The organism is Clostridioides sp. ES-W-0018-02, from assembly GCF_020658175.1.
Lineage (GTDB): Bacteria > Bacillota > Clostridia > Peptostreptococcales > Peptostreptococcaceae > Clostridioides.
The window spans coordinates 376,382-400,470 of record NZ_JACVVY010000002.1 but is presented as its reverse complement, the minus strand read 5'-3'; the positions used below and the strand labels follow the sequence as shown (position 1 = coordinate 400,470).

The 24,089-nt window shown below is 28.4% G+C and carries 22 protein-coding genes; 3 read left to right on the top strand and 19 right to left on the bottom strand.

Features of this window, described 5'->3' with window-relative positions; all coding sequences use genetic code 11:
* The first annotated feature begins 178 nt into the window (after positions 1 to 178).
* The gene (locus IC219_RS08240) at positions 179 to 532 is read left to right on the top strand and encodes a GIY-YIG nuclease family protein (protein ID WP_227482965.1); all 354 of its coding nucleotides are present in this window, start codon (positions 179 to 181) and stop codon (positions 530 to 532) included.
* 333 nt (positions 533 to 865) lie between these two features.
* Here IC219_RS08240 and IC219_RS08235 read toward each other — a convergent pair whose 3' ends face one another.
* The 10 genes from IC219_RS08235 to treC form a co-directional block, all read right to left on the bottom strand.
* The gene (locus tag IC219_RS08235; RefSeq protein WP_227433339.1) at positions 866 to 1,804 is read right to left on the bottom strand and encodes a cell wall-binding repeat-containing protein; all 939 of its coding nucleotides are present in this window, start codon (positions 1,802 to 1,804) and stop codon (positions 866 to 868) included.
* 102 nt (positions 1,805 to 1,906) lie between these two features.
* Positions 1,907 to 3,142: a glycosyltransferase family 4 protein gene (locus IC219_RS08230; RefSeq protein WP_227482966.1), complete on the bottom strand. Its 1,236-nt coding sequence runs from the start codon at positions 3,140 to 3,142 to the stop codon at positions 1,907 to 1,909.
* 44 nt (positions 3,143 to 3,186) lie between these two features.
* A complete protein-coding gene (locus IC219_RS08225; RefSeq protein WP_227433341.1) occupies positions 3,187 to 4,041 on the bottom strand; it encodes a hypothetical protein in 855 nt (284 codons plus the stop codon).
* Positions 4,042 to 4,169: 128 nt separating this feature from the next.
* Positions 4,170 to 5,345 carry a phosphoribosylaminoimidazolecarboxamide formyltransferase gene (locus tag IC219_RS08220; RefSeq protein ID WP_227433342.1) on the bottom strand — a complete coding sequence of 392 codons (1,176 nt, stop codon included), beginning with the start codon at positions 5,343 to 5,345 and terminating at the stop codon, positions 4,170 to 4,172.
* Between the two features lie 98 nt (positions 5,346 to 5,443).
* On the bottom strand, positions 5,444 to 6,328 hold the full coding sequence (locus IC219_RS08215; RefSeq protein ID WP_227433343.1) for a fumarylacetoacetate hydrolase family protein: 885 nt from the start codon (positions 6,326 to 6,328) through the stop codon (positions 5,444 to 5,446).
* A 354-nt stretch (positions 6,329 to 6,682) separates the two neighbouring features.
* Positions 6,683 to 7,195, bottom strand: coding sequence for a PTS glucose transporter subunit IIA (locus IC219_RS08210; protein ID WP_227433344.1), 513 nt, complete (start codon positions 7,193 to 7,195; stop codon positions 6,683 to 6,685).
* A 60-nt stretch (positions 7,196 to 7,255) separates the two neighbouring features.
* Positions 7,256 to 8,038, bottom strand: a complete 783-nt coding sequence (locus IC219_RS08205; RefSeq protein WP_227433345.1) for a sulfite exporter TauE/SafE family protein — start codon at positions 8,036 to 8,038, stop codon at positions 7,256 to 7,258.
* A 92-nt stretch (positions 8,039 to 8,130) separates the two neighbouring features.
* Positions 8,131 to 9,252: a radical SAM/SPASM domain-containing protein gene (locus IC219_RS08200; protein WP_227433346.1), complete on the bottom strand. Its 1,122-nt coding sequence runs from the start codon at positions 9,250 to 9,252 to the stop codon at positions 8,131 to 8,133.
* Positions 9,253 to 9,299: 47 nt separating this feature from the next.
* Positions 9,300 to 10,664, bottom strand: a complete 1,365-nt coding sequence (locus IC219_RS08195) for a sulfatase (protein ID WP_227482968.1) — start codon at positions 10,662 to 10,664, stop codon at positions 9,300 to 9,302.
* A gap of 18 nt (positions 10,665 to 10,682) precedes the next feature.
* The gene (treC, locus tag IC219_RS08190) at positions 10,683 to 12,341 is read right to left on the bottom strand and encodes an alpha,alpha-phosphotrehalase (RefSeq protein WP_227482969.1); all 1,659 of its coding nucleotides are present in this window, start codon (positions 12,339 to 12,341) and stop codon (positions 10,683 to 10,685) included.
* Between the two features lie 281 nt (positions 12,342 to 12,622).
* Here treC and treB point away from each other — a divergent pair, with 281 nt between their 5' ends.
* Positions 12,623 to 14,062: a PTS trehalose transporter subunit IIBC gene (gene treB / locus IC219_RS08185; RefSeq protein ID WP_227433349.1), complete on the top strand. Its 1,440-nt coding sequence runs from the start codon at positions 12,623 to 12,625 to the stop codon at positions 14,060 to 14,062.
* Positions 14,063 to 14,174: 112 nt separating this feature from the next.
* Here treB and treR read toward each other — a convergent pair whose 3' ends face one another.
* The 9 genes from treR to nifV form a co-directional block, all read right to left on the bottom strand.
* Positions 14,175 to 14,897: a trehalose operon repressor gene (gene treR, locus IC219_RS08180; protein WP_413927240.1), complete on the bottom strand. Its 723-nt coding sequence runs from the start codon at positions 14,895 to 14,897 to the stop codon at positions 14,175 to 14,177.
* Between the two features lie 312 nt (positions 14,898 to 15,209).
* On the bottom strand, positions 15,210 to 15,905 hold the full coding sequence (locus tag IC219_RS08175; protein ID WP_227433658.1) for a CPBP family intramembrane glutamic endopeptidase: 696 nt from the start codon (positions 15,903 to 15,905) through the stop codon (positions 15,210 to 15,212).
* 28 nt (positions 15,906 to 15,933) lie between these two features.
* A complete protein-coding gene (locus IC219_RS08170; RefSeq protein ID WP_227433351.1) occupies positions 15,934 to 16,245 on the bottom strand; it encodes a helix-turn-helix domain-containing protein in 312 nt (103 codons plus the stop codon).
* Positions 16,246 to 16,434: 189 nt separating this feature from the next.
* Positions 16,435 to 16,956: a nitroreductase family protein gene (locus IC219_RS08165; RefSeq protein ID WP_227433352.1), complete on the bottom strand. Its 522-nt coding sequence runs from the start codon at positions 16,954 to 16,956 to the stop codon at positions 16,435 to 16,437.
* A gap of 97 nt (positions 16,957 to 17,053) precedes the next feature.
* Positions 17,054 to 17,548 carry a GNAT family N-acetyltransferase gene (locus tag IC219_RS08160; RefSeq protein WP_227482970.1) on the bottom strand — a complete coding sequence of 165 codons (495 nt, stop codon included), beginning with the start codon at positions 17,546 to 17,548 and terminating at the stop codon, positions 17,054 to 17,056.
* A gap of 33 nt (positions 17,549 to 17,581) precedes the next feature.
* The gene (locus tag IC219_RS08155; RefSeq protein ID WP_227482971.1) at positions 17,582 to 18,031 is read right to left on the bottom strand and encodes a MarR family winged helix-turn-helix transcriptional regulator; all 450 of its coding nucleotides are present in this window, start codon (positions 18,029 to 18,031) and stop codon (positions 17,582 to 17,584) included.
* 242 nt (positions 18,032 to 18,273) lie between these two features.
* On the bottom strand, positions 18,274 to 19,266 hold the full coding sequence (locus IC219_RS08150; RefSeq protein WP_227482972.1) for an isocitrate/isopropylmalate dehydrogenase family protein: 993 nt from the start codon (positions 19,264 to 19,266) through the stop codon (positions 18,274 to 18,276).
* A 20-nt stretch (positions 19,267 to 19,286) separates the two neighbouring features.
* The gene (locus tag IC219_RS08145) at positions 19,287 to 21,212 is read right to left on the bottom strand and encodes an aconitate hydratase (RefSeq protein WP_227482973.1); all 1,926 of its coding nucleotides are present in this window, start codon (positions 21,210 to 21,212) and stop codon (positions 19,287 to 19,289) included.
* Between the two features lie 24 nt (positions 21,213 to 21,236).
* Positions 21,237 to 22,430, bottom strand: coding sequence for a homocitrate synthase (gene nifV / locus IC219_RS08140; protein WP_227433357.1), 1,194 nt, complete (start codon positions 22,428 to 22,430; stop codon positions 21,237 to 21,239).
* 445 nt (positions 22,431 to 22,875) lie between these two features.
* On the opposite strand from nifV, the gene IC219_RS08135 reads away from it, so the two are divergent.
* Complete coding sequence (locus IC219_RS08135; RefSeq protein ID WP_227863168.1) at positions 22,876 to 24,003, top strand: DEAD/DEAH box helicase; 1,128 nt, start codon at positions 22,876 to 22,878, stop codon at positions 24,001 to 24,003.
* Positions 24,004 to 24,089 lie beyond the last annotated feature (86 nt).

The following is a 24,089-nucleotide window of genomic DNA, read 5'->3' as shown; positions in this document are numbered from 1 at the left end:
AAGTCATATAATAACTCTAATTAGCCTAGATATTGATACTAAGTAATAGTAAACTTATAATTAATTTTATCAAAATCTATTTACATTTGAAATTAATCTCTTTATAATAATATGTAATATATAAATAATTTTACATATTACATATTACATATTAATTATAAAGAGAGGTACTAAGAAAATGGATAGAAAACGTGAATTAAAACAACTATATAAGGAAATGAAATTTGACATTGGTGTATTTATGATAAAAAGTGATACTACTAAAAAGATTTATCTTGGAAAGAGCAATGACATAAAAAGCAAGTTTAACTCCCTCAAATTTCAACTTGGTGCTGGGTCATGTATGGTAAGAGATTTAAACAATGATTGGAAAAAATATGGAGAAAAAACATTTACATTTGAAATTTTAGAACTTATAAAACACGATGATAACAAAACTAAAAAAGACTACTTAGAAGAATTAGATATTTTAGAAATGGTTTGGTTAGAAAAGCTAAAAGAAGATAACTCTTATGAGATTTATTCTTTATAAAAAATAGGCATCATATCTTCTTTTTTGATGTAAACGTGATAGGATGGAATTGTCATACAATTTTGTGTATGACTCCATTCACATTTTCACTTATGAGGATAATTGATTCGTATATATGAATAGCTCACGTACTCTTTTTTAACATATACAATTCAATTTAGTATATAATTTTGATACATAATTTTAATAAAAAAACCTTCTAATTGATTTTTATCATAAAATCAACTAGAAGATTCATATAGTTTAACATTTATACATTATATATCACTAAAATATAAGCATTATACTGACTTTTACTATATATTATGTATTCATTTTACTAACAACATTTTATTATTTTGTAGCTTCTAAACATTGCTCTATAACCTTATTATCATTTATACCTATTGCAGTAACTTTATTAGCATTATTTAATATACTCTTATCGCTTTTGTCTGAAACTAAAACAACAGGAGCGTTTTTAGCCATTGGTGAAGCAACTAAAGCATAAACTAAATCATCTCCACTTGCCACATAAAACTCTTTTGTTTCATTATAAAACTTCTTAATTACATTCTTATTAGTTTCATATCTATCACTACCATCAATTCTAGTTGCTCTATATCTACTTACTATATAATCACTTAGTGTAGATTTTCCTCCAATAGCATATACTGGAACAGGTGAAACACCAAACCATGGGTCTAAATCTGTATCTTCTTCTGCTGAAGCTATATCCTTTGTCAATAAAATAGGAGCACCATCTCTGTATGCAACAGACGCAACACTCACTGCATCAGCCTCGTCTTTAAATCCATTTACTAAAAACGTCTTATCACTACTCTTTATCTTTTCTATTTCAGCTGCAATTTTATAACTTGTATCTACTCTATCTACTCCATCAATTCTTATAACCTGCATTCTTCTCATAAGTAGCATTTTTTCTACATCTTTACTTATAGTATTTTCGCCACCTATTATATATATCTTAGTAACTCTATTAAGCCTTTGTAAAGTGGCTTCTGGTATATCATTCTTATTAGTTAATAAAATTGCTGCATTATTTACCCCTGCAAGACCACTAGCAGAAATACCATCGACCATCGTAGAATCCGAGTTGATAAGTACAGCTGTTGTATAATCTTGCTTATCAGAAATAATACCAGCTGTTTCATATTTATCCGTTCCCTTGATATTTTCGATTTTATCTAGTGCATTTGCTGATGTTGGAAAACTAACACTTAATAATAATGCTGAAATACCTAATGCTAATATTCTTTTACTAAACTTCATAAATTACCTCCCTCAAAATAAATATATTTAGTATTAGTATAATATAAATTCGCTTAAAAGTAGTGTAGAAATAGTTACACTTTTTTTATAATTTAAATCACTCTAAATTACACACATCTCATCCATTAAAATAACTTCATTCATCCTATAAGCTAAAGCGTCCCATGTTTTTTTTGACATATCTGCAAATGACCTTTTCTCTAAATTGGATAATAGATACTGTATTTTAGAGTCCATTGCATTATATAAATTCTTCTCAAATATAGATAACTCTTCTTCATTTGGAATACCTTCTCCATGCATAGAAGGTAGAGTTACATATTCTATCTTGCCAGAATCATTAATTTGGCTACCAATCCACTCTCTAACACCAGGAATATCAGTGGTAATTACATCTAACCCACATGATAAAGCCTCTAAAACTACAACTGGTAACCCTTCATAAAACGATGGTAATACAAGTATATGTGACTTATTAAATAACTCCGCTAAGTCACTTTGGTCTAATTTTCCTAGGAAATTCATTTTAAATGGAGATTGATTTGCAAGCTTAACAATCTCATTATAAGATTCAATATCACTTCCTGTACCTGCAAAATTGACTTCTATTAAATCTTTACGATATATTAGTTCAGATATAGCTTTTATAAATGGAATCAACCCTTTTGACTTACATATCTTCCCTGCAAACACTATCCTTATCTTATCACCTTGCATTTTATAATTTTTATCATAAAATACACTATCATTGTATCCACTGCCAATCACAACTACTTTACTTTCACTTACTCCAAAACTTTTTACAATATCATCTTTTTGCTTTTTATGAAGAGCAAATATTAAATCCAATTTTTTTATATTTGATATTATATATTCTTTTTCTAAATCTATAGTATTTAACTGTCTTAAACAAGTCCCATGACAAACAGACATAACTTTAATATCTTTCACAATCTCTCTGACAAATGCTGTTAAAAGATATAAATGATGACATATTATAATATCTGGCTTAAAATCTTCCATAGCTCTGTCTATATTTATTTTAAATTGATGTTTTAATCTATCTATCATTTCTACATTTAAATCTCTATATCTAGTACTTTCATATGGCATAGAATCACTCATTCCTACAACAGGAAAATTTAGTTCTCCACAATTATACTTTACTGGATAAAAACTTATATCACTTGAAAAACAGTTTACATTGTCATTAACATCTATACCTGCAATTACAGCTTGCTCATGACCTATTTTTTCAAACCCTTTTATCATACCGCACATGTATATTCCACTACCCGTACTATTTGGTTTTTGTGTTATTATATGAAGAATTTTCACTTTTTTACTTACCGCCCCTCTAAAATTAAACAATTTCATATAATCTAATCATTATATATATCTAGATACAAACAGGATGAATCATCTTTTACTTTAAATCTTGGAACCTTAATTGCTTTATAGTCGTTATCCTCAAAGTCTCTAACTTTATTATGTATATATCCTATACCAAATTTTTCTGCTATACGTATCAATTCTTCTTCTTTTATGAGGTTATACCTATCACATGCACTTGTAAAGCCATCACTTGTTAACATCAATTGAAAATCTTTTTTTATTTCTAAGTATCCATATATTGAATTTTCCACAGCATCCTCATCAAAATCCAATATCCAGTATCCATCTTTGGTATTCTTTTTCAATCTATTGCTTACTATTGTATCCATGACACTTGACTTTATCTCATCAAAAGTCATTTCTTTTAAATTAGAAAACTTACTCATTTCATCAAACACAGCATTATCAAATTTACAGATAGTTCTATCTTTTATGACTTTAGAATCTCCATTTTTAATAAACAAAGCACAATCTCCTAATAAAAAATACTCTACTTTATTTTCATGAAACTTAACAATGACTATAGAACTTGATGGCAAATCTAATTTTTCGACCTTTATTCCATTTAATTTCATCTCATACTCTTTTTTAACTTCTTTTATCCCACTACTGATAATACTCTTTAATGATTCTTCTCTATTCATATTTTTATATAAATACTTATTCCACCACTGAACATACCATCTTGCATCGCTTTCATTTGATACTAAGTTTTTTCCATTGAGCCCTGTCGCACCATCCAAAATCCACGCACCAAATGGGCTTATACCAACTACATCTTCATTAAATTTAGCTGTACCCTGACTACACAATAGGCTATAGTCTCTTATATTTAAAGCCATATCATCCTCCAAATTGAATATCTAAAAATAAAGTTCTATTTAAAATTATACAGCAAATAAAAAAATCTACAACAAAACTTGTTGTAGATTTTTAATTTAATCAGTATTTAATTTATATTCTTTACACTTTAGTGATGGAACAATCTATTTTTAGTAAATGCCATAACTATATTGTACTTATTGCAAGTTAATATAACATTATCATCACGAATAGAGCCACCTGGTTGTGCTATAAAACTTACTCCACTTCTTTTAGCACGTTCTATATTATCTCCAAATGGGAAAAATGCATCAGAACCAAGAGCTACTCCTGTTAGAGTTTTAAGCCATGCTCTTTTACCTTCTCCAGTAAGAGGTTCTGGTTTTTCTTCAAAGAAATTTTGCCATATACCATCAGCAAGTACATCCATATAATCATCAGAAAGATATACATCAATAGTATTGTCTCTATCTGGACGACCTATATCTTTTTTAAATTTTAAATTTAATACTTTAGGATGTTGGCGAAGATACCAAATATCAGCTTTATTACCTGCAAGTCTAGTACAGTGAATACGTGATTGTTGTCCTGCACCTACTCCTATTACTTGTCCATCTTTAACATAACAAACTGAGTTTGATTGTGTATATTTTAATGTGATAAGAGCTATAATTAAATCACGCTTTGCGTTATCTGTAAAGATTTTATTATCAGTTGGGATATCTTTTAACAGGTCTTCATTTATTAATATTTCATTTCTGCCTTGTTCAAAAGTAATTCCATAAACATCCTTTGTTTCAATAGGTTCAGGAGTATAATTTTCATCAATTTTTACAATATTGTAATTACCTTTACGCTTTCCTTTTAATATTTCAAGAGCCTCATCTGTATATCCTGGGGCTATTACACCATCAGAAACCTCTCTCGCTATAATAGTTGCAGTTTCTTTATCACACACATCTGAAAGTGCTATAAAATCTCCATAAGAAGACATTCTATCTGCCCCTCTTGCCATTGCATAAGCACAAGCTAATGGAGAAAGCTCTAAATCATCAACAAAGTATATTTGCTTTAAAGTATCTGATAAAGGTATACCTACTGCTGCACCTGCTGGACTTACATGTTTAAATGAAGTTGCTGCTGGAAGACCAGTAGCCTCTTTTAATTCTTTTACAAGTTGCCAACTATTAAATGCATCCAAAAAATTTATGTATCCAGGCTTTCCATTTAATACTTCTATAGGAAGTTCTCCATTTTTCATATAAATCTTTGATGGTTTTTGGTTTGGATTACAGCCATACTTTAGTTCTAGTTCTTTTGCCATATACTCATCCCTCTCTATAGTAAATTAATCTTAAATTTGACTAATTCCATATTAATTAAATTATTCGTACTAATAAAATTATATGGCATATTTATCCATTAATCAACTATATTTTTTAAAACTCCTATTCCTTCGACTTTACATTCAACCACATCACCATGTTTTAAATATACTTGAGGATTCATTCCCATAGCAACACCTGCTGGAGTTCCAGTTGAAATTATATCTCCTGGTTTTAGAGTCATTCCTCTTGATAAATCACTTATTACAGTAGGTATATCAAATATAAAATATTTTGTATTAGAATCTTGTCTTACTTCTCCATTTACCACACTACTTATATCCAGTTTTAAAGGATGCTCAAATTCTTCTTTATGTACTATGCAAGGGCCCATAGAGGTATGTGTATCTAAACTTTTTCCTCTATACCACTGCACATGTTTGTCTTGAAGTGCTCTTTCACTTATATCATTCATTATTGTATATCCAAATATATATTCATAGGCATCTTCTTTTGATATATTTATACCTTCTTTTCCTATAATTACTGCCAGCTCTGATTCATAATCCAGCTTTTCTACTAAATCTCCATGCAGACTTATCTTATCATCTACTCCAATTGCCTTATCTGCTCTTTTAGAGAAATAAATAGGATAGTCTGGCATAACTACATTTTTTATAACACCATCTGGAATTTCATTGACATGGTCTTTATAGTTTAGACCTAAACATATAATATCTTTTTTAGGTCTTACAATTGGGGAACATAATTTCACTTCTTCTAACTTATAACACTTTGCATTTTCAAATGAATTGTTTTTTATTTTTTCTAAATCACCTGTAGATACATTTTCAATAAAATCATTCATATCTGTATATAATTTACTTAATCCTAAACTATTAATTTCATATATACTATTTGCTTCTGAGTTAAATACACCTATATTTTCTTCATTGCCAGTACAGAAAGTTACAAATTTCATTTCTATTCCTCCATTCAATAATTTGATTAATAATATTTTATTTTTATTAGTTTATATCAATTGTAATAGATAATATATATATGTCAATATATATTTAAAAATAGAGTTCTAAAAAGTATAACAATTCATAAATATCAGAAATTATTATAAGTAATATAATTAGTAAAAGTAAAATAATTATAAGAATGGAGTTTTAAAAACTTTATTTATGCAGATAAATTTTCTATAAAACACAATAAAAAAAAGGTATCCTTAATAAAATAAGCATACCTACACTCTTTCAATATTATTATATACAGCCATTTTATAGTTATAATATTTTTTATTTAGACAAAACCTCTTGGTAAAACCTATTTACTTATAAACTTTCATTAAATCTTCTCCAATACATATATCTCCAGTTCTTAAAATTTCAACTCTATCTATGTCATAAGAATTGGTTATAACTATAGGAGTTATAACAGATTTAACGCTTTTTTTAATTTTTTCTAAATTAAATCTTATAAGTTTTTGCCCACAGTAAACTTTATCTCCTGCATTTACTAATACTTCAAATCCATCTCCATTCATCTTTACAGTATCTAATCCGATATGTATTAGTATCTCCAAACCATCTTCACTCTTTATGCATATAGCATGTTTAGATGGCAAAAACACTTGAATCACCTCACCATCAACAGGAGAAGATACGACTCCTTCTTGTGGCTCTATAGCAATCCCATCACCTAGCATTTTACTAGAAAAAGCATCATCAGGAACATCAGTTATACTTAATACTTTCCCTGTAAGTGGCGATTGTAATATTCCTTTTATATAATTACTTTTTACTTCTTCATTTTTATTTTTTGAGAATAACTTTTTGAACATATTAAATCTCCTCATTCCAATAATTTAAATTAACTTCTCGTATTATCTACATTATACACTTTAATTCATAAAATATATTACCTGAAATATACTATATATATTTATTCCAGTAATAATTATAGTCATATACGAGAACATATATTTAACTCTTTTGTCATCCATATTTTTACTAATAGAGGAACCTATAATTCCTCCCAACACTGCTCCTATTATCATAAAAGGTAATCCAGATAAATCATATATACCAAACCCTGTATTTATGAAAACTGTAACTAACTTTGAAATATTAGAAAATAAAATAGTTATAATGGAATTAAACGCAGCTTCTTTAACTGATAATCCAAATAATATTGTAAACACGGCCACATTTATAGGACCTCCACCTATTCCTAAAAATGAAGATGTAACCCCTAAAAAAATGCCAACAATAAAATATGTAATGTTAGTATTAAACTTAACATTTAAACTTTTATCTCTATATAAATAAACCATTACTAACAAAATAATCATCATAATATTTTGAGTTATTTTTATTATAGAAGGATTATTTACATATGAAATAGATAAATCTAATAACCTTTGACCTATAGTACCTCCTAATACTGATGCTACACCAATTAAAATAAGTCTAAAGTTTATTTTAAAAAGTTTTGATTTAATTTGTTTATATACAGAAACAATTGCCATCGATAACACAGTAAAAGATGATAACACACTTATAGTTGAAACATCAAATATTCCAATCAAATCTAGTACTGGCTTTATTATTACACCTCCACCAATGCCTGTTATAGCTCCTATAGTTGTTGAAAGTACAGCTATTGCAAATAAAATTACATTCATTTAAAACCATCCTAACTAAATTTACTCTGCTCAAAACCCTTTAATTATACATAATTTTTAATCACTTTAACTTAGAATGCTAAATACTAAAATTATTTTGGTATTTGATTTTTATATACTAATACTGATATTTTTTCTAAATCACCAAAAGTAGACATTAAAAATTCTTTATATCCACAGTAATTATTACTAGAATCAATATACATAGAATTTTTCATTCTTTTGCATCCACCACCACATATTTTGTGAAAATTACACTTTAAACAAATACTTTCTTTGTTTATATCTTTATGCAAAAATTCTTGCATTTTAGATTTTCTTAAAATATCCAATAAAGTGTTATCTTTTATATTACCTAAATTAAAGTTATCTAGTACATAAAAATCACATGGATATACACTTCCATCAGCCTCTATTACAAATTGCGGTTGGCATTTCCCAATTATCCCACAGGTACTAGGAATTCCTGTAATTAAAACAGATATAAGATTATCGAACAAATTAATACTTATATAATTTCCTTTATCAAACTCATTTTTCCAAAGCTTAAATATTATTTTATAAAAGTATGCAAAATATTTAGGTTCTAAAGAGTACTCTGACTTAGTTTTACAGTCTAAATCATCTAAACAAGGTATAAATTGTATATACTTCACATTGTTTAATTTTATAAAATTAAAAACCTCTTTTGGATTAAGTGCAATCTGTTTTGTCAAAACACACAGTATGTTAAAGTTTATCTTGTGTGTTTCCAGTAGTTTTTTTGTATTTATTACATCTATATAACTTCCCTTATTATCTGAATATACACGATTTTTATCATGCAAGTCTTCTAGTAAATCTAATGATAATCCTACTAAAAAATTATTTTTCTTTAAGAACTCACACCATTGATTATCAATAAGAGTTCCATTAGTTTGAATAGAGTAGTTTACTGTTATATTTTTTTTTATTTTACTAACATACTCAATAAAATATTGGAAAAATCTTAATCCAGCTAAAGTAGGCTCTCCACCTTGAAAAGCAAATGTAACTATATCTCCATTATCCAAAATTTCAAATGTATTATTTACTATGTTTTTTATAGTGTCTTCCTGCATAATACCATAGGATTTTACTTCTCTTAAATCACTCACATTTCCATAAAAACAATATCTACATCTCAAATTACATAACGATGAAACAGGTTTAATTAAAACTGATATACTTTTCATTATAAAAGACCTTCTTTATTAAATATTTTTTACTTGTTTAATATTTTCTACTTATCAGATAATAGTCTATAATATTCGTCTCTTCCTGGATAAGCTCTACCCTCTTCTATTTCTGTTTTCCATCTACTTGAGCCTGTTCCTTTTACAGGTCCTTTTAAAAGTGGGTCATTCGTTTCTAACATCCAATTATCAACTTTCTTTCTCAATTCCTCTGCTATATCTTGATAATCTAAATCATTTATTAGATTATTTTCTTCTAGTGGGTCCTTTCTTAAATCATAAAGTTCTTCTTTATCATTAGGAACATAAAATTTATCTCTAACAGCTTTACCTGATAAACTCAAATGTGAATCAACTGTAATATATATTTTAGGCCCATCTTCAAAATTTTTAACATAGCTATATTCATTAGTCCTTATGCCTCTCATTGGTCTATATTGGTCATGCCATGTCATTTCTGTAAAGAATGAGTCTCTACCTATATCTTCATTAGTTTTTAATAAATTGGCAAAACTTTCTCCATCTATATTTTTAGGAATTTCAGCTTCAATTAAATCTAGTATCGTTGGCAATAAATCAACATTACATAATAATGCTTCTTTTTTTACATTTTTTTGAGAGGAATTAGGTAATAAAATTATAAGTGCTGTCTCTAATCCTGCTTCTTTTAACATTCCTTTAGCTCCTGGAAAAGCAACTCCATGGTCTGTTGTCAGTATAACAATTGTATTTTTATCTAATCCTGTTTCTTGTAATTTATTATATATTTTGCCTATTGCCTCATCCAATACTTTTGCTGAACCATTATATAAAGCTATATCTTTTCTTACATCTTCTGTATCGGGTAAAAACTTAAATACCTCTACTTCATCCAATTTATCTGCATAAGGTTTATATTCATCAAAATCTCTATGTGTTTCAAAAAATCCTATATTTAAATAAAATGGCTTTTCCTGATTTTCTTTATATTCCTCTAAAAATTTAACTGCCTCTTTAGCAACCTTAGGAGCTCTATCCCCTGGAACCGATATAAAATTATCATATCCTAAGTCATAAGTTGAAGAAAATACTCTATCTTTTATTGGTGGTGCTTCATCTATTGTTTCATGGCTTAGTCCTATTAATGTTGTTTCATATCCGTTTTTTTGTAACTCCATAGGAAGTGTTGTATGTTTAGAATCTATACAAAATCCTAGATGTGCAAGTCCCATTAACCCATTATTGTGAGGGTATAATCCAGTTAGTATACTTCCTCTACTTGGACTGCATTGAGGTGCTGCACAAAAATAATTATCAAATTGAATTCCTTCTTGAGCTAATTTATTTATACATGGAGTTTCCACATTATATCCATAGTTACTGAATTTTCTACCACTGTCATGAGAAATCATAAGTAAAATATTTGGTTTCATTAATACTACCTCTTTCCATTATTTTTTTATATCCTTACTATAAAATGCTACTGTTTCATAAGGTCTTAACTTTAACTTAGGTTCTAAATCTCGCTTTTCATAGTTCCCTATCAAATATGTAAATGATTTTCCTAAAAATTCCTCACTAATCTCAACTTCAACTTCACAATCATAGAAGTTGTTAAATACTATTAATCTTTCATTTTCTAAGCCTCTAACATAAGCATAAACCTTATCATTATCTAGTAAAATTCCCTTATAGGAACCTTCAGATATAATATTTAATTGCTTTCTTAAAGATATTAACTTTTGATAGAAGTTAAAAATTGACCCTTCTTTAAGTTCCTTTTCAACATTTATCTCTTTATAATTTTCAGCTATTTTAATCCATGGCTTCCCATTTGTAAAACCTGCATTTAATTTATCTGACCACTGCATAGGTGTACGACTATTATCTCTGGATTTGGACTTTATAATATTCATTATTGTTTCTTTTTCAATTTTATTTTTTAAAAATTCACTATACGCATTATGAGTTTCAACATCTAAATAATCATCTATTCTTTCAAAATTTGGATTTGTCATACCTATTTCTTCACCTTGATATATATATGGTGTTCCTCTTAATAGATGTATTGTAGCAGCTAACATTTTTGATGCTTCAACTCTGTATTCTTCATTACAAAATCTACTAATAGCTCTTGGTTGGTCATGATTATTCCAAAATAGTGCATTCCAGCCACCGCCACTTTCAATCTTTTCTTGCCATTCATTTAAGAGTTTTTTCAACATCATAAAGTCAAAAGGTATATCGCTCCACTTTTCTCCATTTTCATAATCTACTTTTAGATGATGAAAATTAAATGTCATTGAAAGCTCTTTTTCTTTTGGAGAAGAATATAATATACAATTTTCAATAGTTGTTGAAGACATTTCTCCAACAGTTGTTATGCCCTCAACTCTTCCAAAAGTTTCTTTATTCATTTCTTTAATAAATTCATGGACAATAGGTTTATCTGTATACATTTCTTTTCCTATATTATTTGTAGAGTCTTTCAATTCTTCATCTTTGCCAATTACATTTATTACATCAAACCTAAATCCCTTAACTCCTCTATCTATCCAAAAATTTACAACTTTATATAATTCTTCCCTAACCTCAGGATTACGCCAGTTGAGGTCGGCTTGTGTAACATCATATAAGTGTAAGTAGTACTTATCTGTATCCCCAAATTTTCCCCAAGCATCTCCACCAAATTTAGATTTCCAATTTGTTGGTAGTTGATTATTTTCTTTGCCATCTCTAATGAAGTAGAAATCTTGATACTTTTTATCTCCTGCCAAAGCTTTTTTAAACCATTTATGTTCTGTTGATGTGTGATTTAACACCATATCCAGCATCAACTCTATATTATATTTTTTACTTTCATCCACTAACTTTTCAAAATCCTCCATAGTTCCAAACATAGAATCTATTGATGTATAGTCAGCAATATCATATCCATTATCCCTTTGTGGAGAAACAAAAAATGGGTTAATCCAAATTATATCTACACCTAATTTATATAAATAAGGTAATTTCTCTATAATTCCTTTTAAATCTCCTATCCCATCATTATTAGAATCATTAAATGATTTTGGATATATTTGATAAATAACTTTCTTCTTGAAATCCATACGCAAATTTTTCCTTTCATTTTTGTCTAGACAATTTTTATATTTTTATAATAAACCTTTTTTTTGTTAAAATCAATATTTACTCTAAATAAAAAAATATATTCCCTATACTCCTTCCAAATTTTCTCTTACTTTTCTGATTTTCCAATAATATACAATTTATATTTTAGTAATTAAATTTCAGAAAAATTTAGGATAACGTTGACATAAAAATTTCTCTATGGTATATTATTTTCAAAATTTGTCTATACAACATCACATTCTAAGGGGGAGGTAATTTTATGAGTACATTAAAAGAAAATACATATCATAAAGAGCAGGTTGAACAAATCCTTGAAGCAATTGGGGGAGTAGAGAATATAATATCTGCAACACACTGTATTACTAGATTAAGATTTGCTCTAAATTCAGAAAGTAAAGTTAATGTAAAGCAATTAGAACAAATAGATATAGTGAAAGGAAGCTTTACCTCAAATGGTCAATTTCAAGTTATTATAGGTCCAGGTCTTGTGAATAAAGTTTATGCTACATTAATAGAAATTACGGGGCTTAAGGAAGCAACAAAATCTGAGGTTAAAGAGATTTCTAATAAAAAATTAAATCCACTTCAAAAAGCTATAAAGGTGTTGGCAGATATATTCATTCCTATATTACCTGCTATAGTTGCCTCTGGTTTATTGATGGGTATAAATAATCTACTTGCTAACCCAGGAATTTTCTATGAACAACCCTTTTTAGAAGTTCATAGCAATTGGGCTGGTATATCTAATATGATTAATCTTATAGCAAATACTTCTTTTTCATTTTTACCTGCACTAATAGGTTGGTCAGCCGTTAAAAAGTTTGGAGGAAATCCTGTACTTGGTATTGTATTAGGTCTTATTTTAATTAATCCAGATTTAATGCCTGGTGCACAATACTCTAAAACACCTGAAGCTGTTACTTACTGGAATATATTAGGTTTTAATATTGCTAAAATAGGCTATCAAGGACAAGTAATCCCTGTTTTATGTTCTTCTTATCTTCTAGCAACAATTGAAAAGTTCTTAACTAAAAAAATTCCTGAGATGGTTCAACTTATTTTTGTTGCTCCTCTTACATTATTAATAACTGGTTTCTTAACATTCTCTATCATAGGTCCTATAACAATGTCATTTGCAAACTTAATTACAAGTGGAATTCTTGGATTATTTGAAATTAATGCAGTCCTTGCAGGAGCACTTTTTGGATTCATATTATCTCCATTGGTTATAACAGGAATGCATCACTTATTCTTAGGTATAAATTTACAAATGATAGGTACTTTAGGATTTGCTACATTATGGCCAATACAAGTTATGGCTAGCCTTGGTCAAGGTGCAGCAGCTTTGACAATGTTCTTTATATTAAAAAATAAAAAAATCAAGGGTGTTGCATTAACAGCTTCAATTTCAGCTTGGTTAGGTATTACTGAACCTGCAATATTTGGTATAAACTTACGTTATCGTTTCCCATTCATAGCATCTATGATAGGTGCAGGTATAGCTGGAGGGGTTGTATCTTACTTTAATGTTAAAGCAAGTTCTATAGGTATATCAGGGTTACCAGCGTTTTTATCTATATTTACAGACCAATGGGGTGTTTACTTCTTGGCAATGGGACTTTCTATAGCCATTACTTGTATCCTTACATACATATTCTCAAAGAGCAAATACTTTAATAAAGAATTTATAGAAAATTAAATAATATATGGTCTAATAAAAAAAGAGTGTCTAAATATACTGAAACCCAATCATTAGAATTTTGATTTAACAATTGAGGGTACAGTACAAAAAAGACACTCTTTTTATATAATTAAAGATTTCTTCTTCTTGCAAAATCTACAAATCTAAATGTATCAACTCTATGTCTAGATTCATGATACTGAAATAATCTTGTATCTTCTAAATAAACTTCACTTCGTATCACTACAACATGTGTGTCTGTTCCAACATCTAGCAATATTTTATCTTCTTCTGTAACAGGAGCTACTGTTACTTCTTTATTTGCATAACCTATTTTTAGTTCTAAATTTTTCTCTATATAATTAAATATTGAACTTTGAACCGCTGTTAATGGTATTTCTGGTATTATTTCAGATATAAAGTAATCTTTATCTAAAATAACAGCTTCTCCATTAATTTTTCTAAGTCTTTCAACTGCTATAATCTTAGTTTTTGTATCTATATCTAGTTTTTTACAAATTTCTAAGGGCATAATCTCCTTTTTATTTTTTAGTACACTTATTTCTGTATCTAAATTTTTATTCTTTTGTAATTCATTGAAACTAATCAACCCTGACCCTTCTATTTCAAATTTATTTATATCTAAAACAATAGCCCCTTTACCTTGTTTTTTTTGTATAAACCCCTTCTCTAGTAAAAGCGACTGTGCTTTTCTAATAGTTTCTCTTGATACTCGATATTTTTGAGCAAGCTTTACTTCTGTTGGTAAAAGCTCTCCTACTTCATATACATTATTTCTTATATCTTTCTCTAAATCTAAATATATTTCATAAAATTTCTTCAAGTAAATCACTCTCATTCATAATTAGTTTTAGTTTGTACACTCATCTTATTTTATATAAATATCATATTATTGGCTAACCTGTCAAATAGTCTTCTTAATATTTAAAAAAATAAATTGTATAAGTAATACATTTATTTCTTACTTGTGATAGAAAATATATTTACATTCAATTTGTATTGTAGCAATTTATCCAGTTCTTATATAAATTTATTAAAATAACTTCATAAAAAAAATAAACTCCAGATACTAGAGTTTATTTTATATATATAGCTATCATTTATTCTCTTCATGCACTTATTACAATTATTTAAGTATATATAATCATATTATCTGTCTAGTAAGTATAGTAAACAGACTTCTCAATATTATACAAAAGCTTACATCTTTAAATCTTGACTTAACAATACCAAGTATAATACCAAAAACAGTACCTATAATAATTTTTGAAATAACAACTTCAAATGTATAGTAAGAGTTATTATATAACATTATGTAATTACGTATAACATCTATATATCCTATATTATAAATACCAGATAAGATAGATGTTATACATACAACTTTACTCTTTGATTTTATAAAATTGTTTAAATAATTCCAGATGTACTCTCTAAAAAATAATTCTTCAAATACTGGAATTATTAATACAGATAAAGTCATCATAGTTACATTAAAAAACATATAGCTTCTATTATAATAAATTGAGATTACAGCTAGAGATAAGACTACTATAAAAAGTATCAACTTACACCTTTTTATAAGTACACTATCTTTATTTTCCTTGAAAGCTTCTGTAATCTTTCTATTTCTCATTTTATTATACAAAGAACTATTTTTCAAAAATAAAATTAATGATAATCCAACTAGTGTAAAAGAAATTAAATTTACAATATTAAAATTTTCAAGAGTAAATTCAAATTGACTTAGAAGTATATAATTTAAAATCATTCTTACTATCTGAACTATGAACATCAATGAAATAGAATCTATTATACATTTTTTATAACTATACTTCATCCCCAATTTAAATCACCCCATGTGTATACTAATCGTAAAGTCCATTTAGTACTCTACTCACAGTTGCTTTACTCCAACTTGTTTCACTTGAAATTTCTTTATAGCTTAAACCATCTCTTCTCAAGTTTTTTATATTATTTATATCATCATCAGTAATTTGCTTTTCCTTTGGCTTAAGACTATTTTTATAACTTCTAAGTCTATCTAATTCTGATTTCAAACTATCTACTTCAAATTGTTTTTTTTGAAGCTTACTCTCATAAGAGTCTCTCATTTCATTAAATTCTTTGATGTAATTTACTTTCCAATCCTCATCAATTTTTGTTTTAAATATACCCATATTTGAACCTCCTTAAATTTTGTTACTATAGTTATGTATCGATTATAAACATTAATTTCTATACTTATCTTTAAAATCCTTGTACATAACCCTTATATAAGTTAGTAAAATTCAGATATATTTTTACAATTTTAAATATATATTAACAATATCAAAAAAACATACTGTCTTAATATAATATATTATACATTAAAATTTATTAAAATGGACTTTTTCATAATCCAAATCAGAGTCACAGTATGATTTTTTTTCTTCATCAGGGTAGCCTATAGAAATTATACATTCTACACTGTACTTATCAGGTATGTTCAGTTCATCTCTAATATATTTATCAGCATCTATACTATCATCATGCATCCTATTTCTTACCTGTATCCAACAAGAACCTAATCCAAGCTCATGAGATTGAAGCTGTATATATGAAGCAGCAATACTTGCATCTTCTATCCAAACATCATTTTTTTCTTTATCTCCAATAACTACAATAGCTAAAGGTGCATTTTTTAGGAAAAACCCACCACCTTTAGTCCTACACTGAGATAAATTAGTCAATGTTTCTTTATCGTCTACCACGATAAATTCCCATGTTCTAAGTCCCTTTGATGATGGTGCTAAAAGAGCCGCTTTTAATATCTTATCTAACTTCTCTTTTTCTACTTCAACATTTTTATACTTTCTAATACTTCTTCTTTTTTTTAGAAATTCAATCATCTAAATCAACCCTTTCATAATAGCATACATTTGGCTTACATTATTCCCCTACTAGTACTAAAAATGTATCCTTTAGCCTTTGTATGATAAATACTTTTTATAATATTTTATCATAACAATAGAAAGATTTCTCTTTTCCTAGGAAACTCATTTCACCAATTTTAATAAAGCCACATTTTATAAGCAATGAATTCATCTTTGAGTTTATTGAATATGTATCACTCTTTAAATATGATACATCGTTTTCTTTAGCTAATTCTTCAGCAAAATTAACTAGTCTAGATGCAATTCCCATCTTTCTAAAACTTGGATTTACTGCCATTCTATGTACTACCATAGCCTTATCATTAGATGACCAATTTAAATCTATATATTCTTTAGGTTCATCATAATTAATACATATAAATCCTGCTATTTTTCCATCTACTTCTTCTACATATAAATCTTGTTTCTCAATGTCAGAAATAAAGTCTTTATCTGATGGATAATTTTCATCCCACTGTGTATTATTATAGCCTTTCATTTCTTCTACTGTTGATTTTATAATTCCCATAATACTATCTAAGTCACTTATATTTGCTTTTCTAATCATAAAAATATCTCCTTATATTCATCCATTAATTTATTATCTTTTTACTCTAAACCATTCTTCTTCTATATTTTTTCTCATTTTCTCTAGTATATTATTTGCTGTTTGCTTCTCTTCATCTGTAAGATTATTAAAACATATTTCTATACTTCTATTTTCTTCTTCAATTATTAGCTCATATACTTCTAAAGATTTATTGGTAGGAGTTAAATTGTATCCTCTTTTGTCAAACTCATCTTGCTTTTTATCTACATATCCAGCTTTTATTAACTTCTGTATAGCTTTAGTTGTAGTGGCCTTATCTACTTTTAACACATTTGATAATTCTACAAGGTTTATTCCAGGATTTTCACAAATTCGTGTTAAAAAAGTAAATTGCCCTTTTTGTAACTTTAATTCTTTGTACTTCATATCATTTATTGAATTTACTGCTCTAGATAAAGTACCAACTTCTCTTAATATATTACTGTCTAAAGTTTTAATCAAATACACCTCCAATCAATATCTCTAAATTCAAAATATTTTTAGTTGAACTTTCAACCATATTTGTATATTACCATATATTGGTTGAATACTCAACTAAAAAAACAATCTTTTTACATTTATTTTTGTTTTTGACTGGATGTTTACAAATATATCATTACAAAACTAAATTAAGAGCTGTTAATTGTCCCGTATACAATTAACAGCTCTTTTTAAAACTTACATCATATTATTATAAACAACAACTAAATATACTTACATACCTCATCTGCAAATTCGGTAGTTGAAGCTGAACCACCTAAATCTACAGTTAATTTGCTTCCATCAAGAAATACTTTTTCTAGAGCTGTTTCTATCTTTTGTGCATTTTCATATTCTCCTAAATATCTAAGCATCATTACTGATGATTGAATAAGCGCTGTTGGATTAGCCTTATTTTGCCCAGCTATTTGTGGAGCACTTCCATGAACAGCTTCAAATATAGCACAATCTTTACCAATGTTTGCACTTGGAATTATACCCAAGCCTCCAACAAGACCAGCTCCTAAGTCAGATAGTATATCTCCATAAAGATTTGGCATTACCATTACATCATAATTTTCTGGATTTAAAACTAAGTTCATAGCTGCTGCATCTACAATTAAATCATCATACTCAACACCATGTTTTGATGCTACTTCTCTAAATACATCTAAAAACAAACCATCAGACATTTTCATTATATTCGCTTTATGTATAGCAGTGACTTTTTTTCTCTTGTTATCTTTAACATAGTTACATGCAAAGTCAACAATTCTCTCACTTGCTCCTCTTGTTATTATCTTTATACTTTCAGCTGCATAATCACCTATCTTATGCTCTATACCAGCATATAAGTCTTCTGTATTTTCCCTTACTACAACTAAATCAACATCTTCATATCTTGACTTTATACCTTTAAAACTCTTAATTGGTCTTAAATTAACATATAAATCTAATGCTTGTCTCAAAGTTACATTTACACTTCTAAACCCTTTCCCCACAGGAGTAGTGATTGGACCTTTTATAGCTATTTTGTTCTTTTTTATACTATCTATAATATATTGAGGAAGTGGAGTTCCATATTCCTCAATAACTGCTTCTCCTGCATTAACTTCTTCCCATTCTATCTCTACTCCAGTAGCTTCTACAACCTTTTTCATAGCTTTCGCAACTTCTGGACCTATTCCATCTCCTGGTATAAGTGTCACTTTATACATCAATATTCCCTCTTTTCATATTAATTAGCTTGATTCTTAGTGTAATTTAATTTTCCACCTGCTTTTAATACATCAACTTCTTTTGCTGATAATTCGACTTTAACTTTGAAAGAAGTTCCTTTACTTATATTCTTAACCTCTAAAACACTGCTATCTAAATTATCTAAAATATTTGGTATTTCCAGATTATCTAAAAGAGATAAATTTTCATAATCTTTTTCATCACAAAACTCCATTGGAATTATTCCACTGTTTATTAAATTGGCTTTGTGTATTCTTGCAAAACTTTTTACTATTACTCCTTTAACACCAAGATATAATGGTGCTAAAGCAGCGTGTTCTCTGCTTGAACCTTGTCCATAGTTGTCTCCACCAATTATAAATCCACCATTATTATCTTTTGCTCTTTGAGGAAACTCTGTATCCACAGTATTAAAACAATAGTTTGCAAGATATGGTATGTTACTTCTAAAAGGAAGTAACTTGGCATTTGATGGCATTATATGGTCAGTAGTTATATTATCTTCTGTCTTTAATATTACGTTTCCACTTATAGACTCACTTAGTTCTGTGTTAAGAGGGAAAGGTTTTATATTAGGACCTCTAACTACTTCTACATCACTTCCTACATCAGAAGGCTTTATTATCATACTATCATCTATTAAAAATTCACTTACATCTAAGTTTTCAAATTTAACATCAAATTCTCTTGGGTCTGTAAGTTCTCCTTTTATAGCACTTACTGCTGCTACTTCTGGGCTCACTAAATATACTTGTGCTGATAGAGTTCCACTTCTTCCATAGAAGTTTCTATTGAAAGTTCTTAAGGATACAGAATCAGTTCCTGGAGATTGCCCCATACCTATACATGGCCCACAAGAGTTTTCTAATATTCTAGCTCCAGCACTTATTATATCTCCTAAAGCTCCATTTCTAGCTATCATTTCCATAACCTGTCTTGAGCCTGGTGCTATTACCAAACTTACATTCTTATGAACTTTGTTTCCTTTTAAGATTTGAGCTACTTTCATTAAGTCTTCATAAGAAGAATTTGTACAGCTTCCTATCGCAACTTGGTCTATTTTTATCTTTCCTATATTTTCAACTTCATCTACATTATCTGGACTATGAGGCTTTGCAGCTAATGGTTTTAATTCATCTAAGTTTATAGTAATCTCTTCATCATAAACTGCATCTGAATCAGGTTTTAGTTCCATCCATGCATCTTCTCTTCCTTGACTCTTAAAAAACTCTAATGTTTTTTCATCACTTGGGAATATTGAAGTAGTTGCTCCAAGTTCAGCTCCCATGTTTGTTATTGTGGCTCTTTGTGGAACAGATAGATTTTTAACTCCTTCTCCTCCATATTCGTAGACTTTACCTACGCCCCCTTTTACAGTTTGTTTTCTCAACACTTCTAATATTATATCTTTTGAAGATACCATATTATTTAATTTTCCAACTAAGTTTACCTTACAGACGATTGGTGCTTTTATATAGTATGCTCCTCCTGCCATAGCTAGAGCAACATCCAATCCCCCAGCACCAATAGCCATCATACCAACACCACCAGCAGTAGGCGTGTGACTATCAGAACCCAAAAGTGTATCTCCTGGTGTTGAAAATCTTTCTAAAAATACTTGATGGCAGATACCATTTCCTGGTTTAGAAAAATAAACACCGTATTTGTCAGCTACTGTTTGTATATATTTATGGTCATCTGCATTTTCAAATCCTTGTTGTAACATATTATGGTCTACAAATGCAACACTTCTTTTTGTTTTTACTTTATCTATGCCCATAGCTTCTAATTGAAGATATGTCATTGTTCCAGTGGAATCTTGTGTTAAAGTCTGGTCTATTTTTATCCCAATTGAATTGCCAGCAACAGCCTCTCCATCCACTATATGTTTTTTGATTATTTTATAAACTATATTATCTCCCATACTTTCCTCCTAAACAATTATATCTTAAATATATGAACCTCTAACTGCTTCTTCTTCTGTTGTACCTTTTTCATGTGCTAGTATATCACAATATAATTGAAGAATCTCTTTATCCATCAAACTTCTTTTCAATCTTATAGATGTAGCTCTTATTGCATTTAATAATTTGGTAGCGTTTTCTGGAGAAATATACATTTCATATTCACTCAATTTATTTATTACTGCTGCTCTTCCTGAATGCTTTCCTATTACTATTTTTCTTTCAAGATTTACTTCACTTGGGTCAAATGGTTCATAGTTATGTGGGTCTTTTAATGCTCCATCAGCATGTATACCAGATTCATGTATAAACATATTATCTCCAACTACTGGTTTCCATGTAGGAAGTATTCTTCCTGATGCTTGTGACACATATTCACATATTCCTCTAAATTTTCTAGTATCTACGTTATTTAAATCACATTTATAGATGCATTTAAGTGCCATTAAAACTTCTTCTAATGCTGCATTTCCAGCTCTTTCGCCTAAGCCATTAACTGTAACTCCAACATAATTTGCTCCTGCTGCTAATCCTGCAAGTGCATTTGCAGTTGCCATACCAAAATCATTATGTGTATGCATTTCTATGTCAAAATTAGTTCTTTCGTAAAGAGTTTCTATTGCATTTTTTATAGAAAAAGGATTCATAACTCCTACTGTATCACAATATCTAAATCTATCTGCTCCTGCTTGCTTTCCAACATTTATAAACTCAGTTAAGAAGTCGATATCCGCTCTTGAAGCATCTTCTCCATTTACTGAAACATATAATCCGTTTTTCTTTGCAAATTCAACTGTCTTAGCCATATTCTCTAAAACCCAACCTCTAGAAGTTCTAAGTTTATTTTCTATATGAATATCAGATACTGATATTGATATGGCTACTGCATCAACACCACAAGAAATAGATTCTTCAACATCTTTTATCACTGCTCTATTCCAAGCCATTATATCTGCTTTTAAATTTCTATTACATATGTGCTTTATTACATTTTTTTCGTCTCCACCCATAGTAGGTATACCAACTTCAATTTGGTCAACACCTAAATCACTTAACATTTCAGCAATCATTATTTTTTCTCTATTCGCAAATACAACCCCAGCTGTTTGTTCCCCATCTCTTAAAGTAGTATCTACTATTTTGATTTCCTTTGCTCTATCTTTTGATATAATGCACATATTAATGCCCCCCTTAGTATACATTTAGTTTTAATAATATTAGGTCTTATCTTTCAGTGATGTCTCTAACTTTTGATTATTTTTTTATTTTTTATTCATTTTAATTTCATTTGCAATTTATTTTTTTAGCTTTTCATATCTTGTAATCTATTATATTACTTTATATTAATTATTGCACTATATTTTTTCCTTTTTGTGAAAACTTCTTAAAAATGAAAGTTATTATGTTTTTCTTGCATTTTAATTTAATTTATAAATAGATTTATTTTCAAAAAACCTTTTAAAATAAACCTCTAAAATTCTAGCTAAAATCTAATTTAATCTACACTATATTTTAAGAGTTATACACTATATTTTTAAACTATATAAATAATAATCGAAAAAATTACTAAAAATACTTACAAATATGATATTATTAATTGATTAATAAAATAGAAAATTTTTCATGAAAGGTAAGATAATAATGGATTTTAAGAGCTTAGGAATTAGCGAAAATACTATAAATATTATAAAAACATCAGGAATAACAACACCTACACCTATACAAAAAGAAAGTATCCCCTTAATAAAATCAGGAAAAGATGTCATAGCCGAAGCGCAAACTGGGACAGGTAAAACACTGGCTTTCCTGCTTCCGATATTTGAGAATATATCATTAGATGTAGATGATATACAAGTACTTGTACTGTCTCCAACTAGAGAACTTGCTATTCAAATAACAGAAGAAGCTATAAAACTTAAAGAATCTAAGGATATAAATATTCTAGCAGCTTATGGTGGAAAAGACATTGGTTCTCAGATAAAAAAACTAAAAGGAAATATTCATATGATTATAGCTACACCAGGTAGACTTCTAGACCACTTAAATAGAAAAACAATTGACCTTAGCAAATTAAAAACTTTTGTTTTAGATGAAGCAGACCAAATGTTGCTTATGGGATTTAAAAATGAAGTTGAAGCTATTTTAAAAGAAACTTCAAATAAAAAACAGACATTATGCTTTTCTGCAACTATGGATTCTCAAGTTAAAAAATTAGCTTATAGATATACAAAAAATCCTGTTGTTGTTTCTATTGAAAAAGAAGAAATTACTCTTACTAATATAAAGCAGGAAGTAGTAGAAACTACAGATAGAAAGAAATTAGATGCTTTATGCAGTGTTTTAAATGAAGACAATCCTTTTATGGCTATAATATTCTGTAGAACTAAAAGAAGAGTTGACAACCTTGAAGAGGCTCTTGCTATACGAGGATATAATTGTCAAAAGTTGCATAGTGATATTGCACAATCAAAGCGAGAAAGAATAATGAAATCATTTAGAAATTTAGAAATACAATATTTAATAGCCACAGATGTAGCTTCTCGAGGTCTTGATATATCTGGAGTAAGTCACATATATAATTACGATTTACCAGAAACGCCTGAAGACTATATTCATCGTATTGGTAGAACTGGTAGAGCTGGAGAACAGGGTTATACTTGTGCTTTTATTGACCCTAAAAATGAGAGAATGTTAAGTGAAATTGAAACAGCTATAGAATCTAAAATTAATAGAAGAATTATAGAATTATAATATATAAGGCAACTATCAAATAATAAAACATATTTTCAATATTTATTGTATAAATAAAGACAGTATAAATAAAAATTGAATAAAGT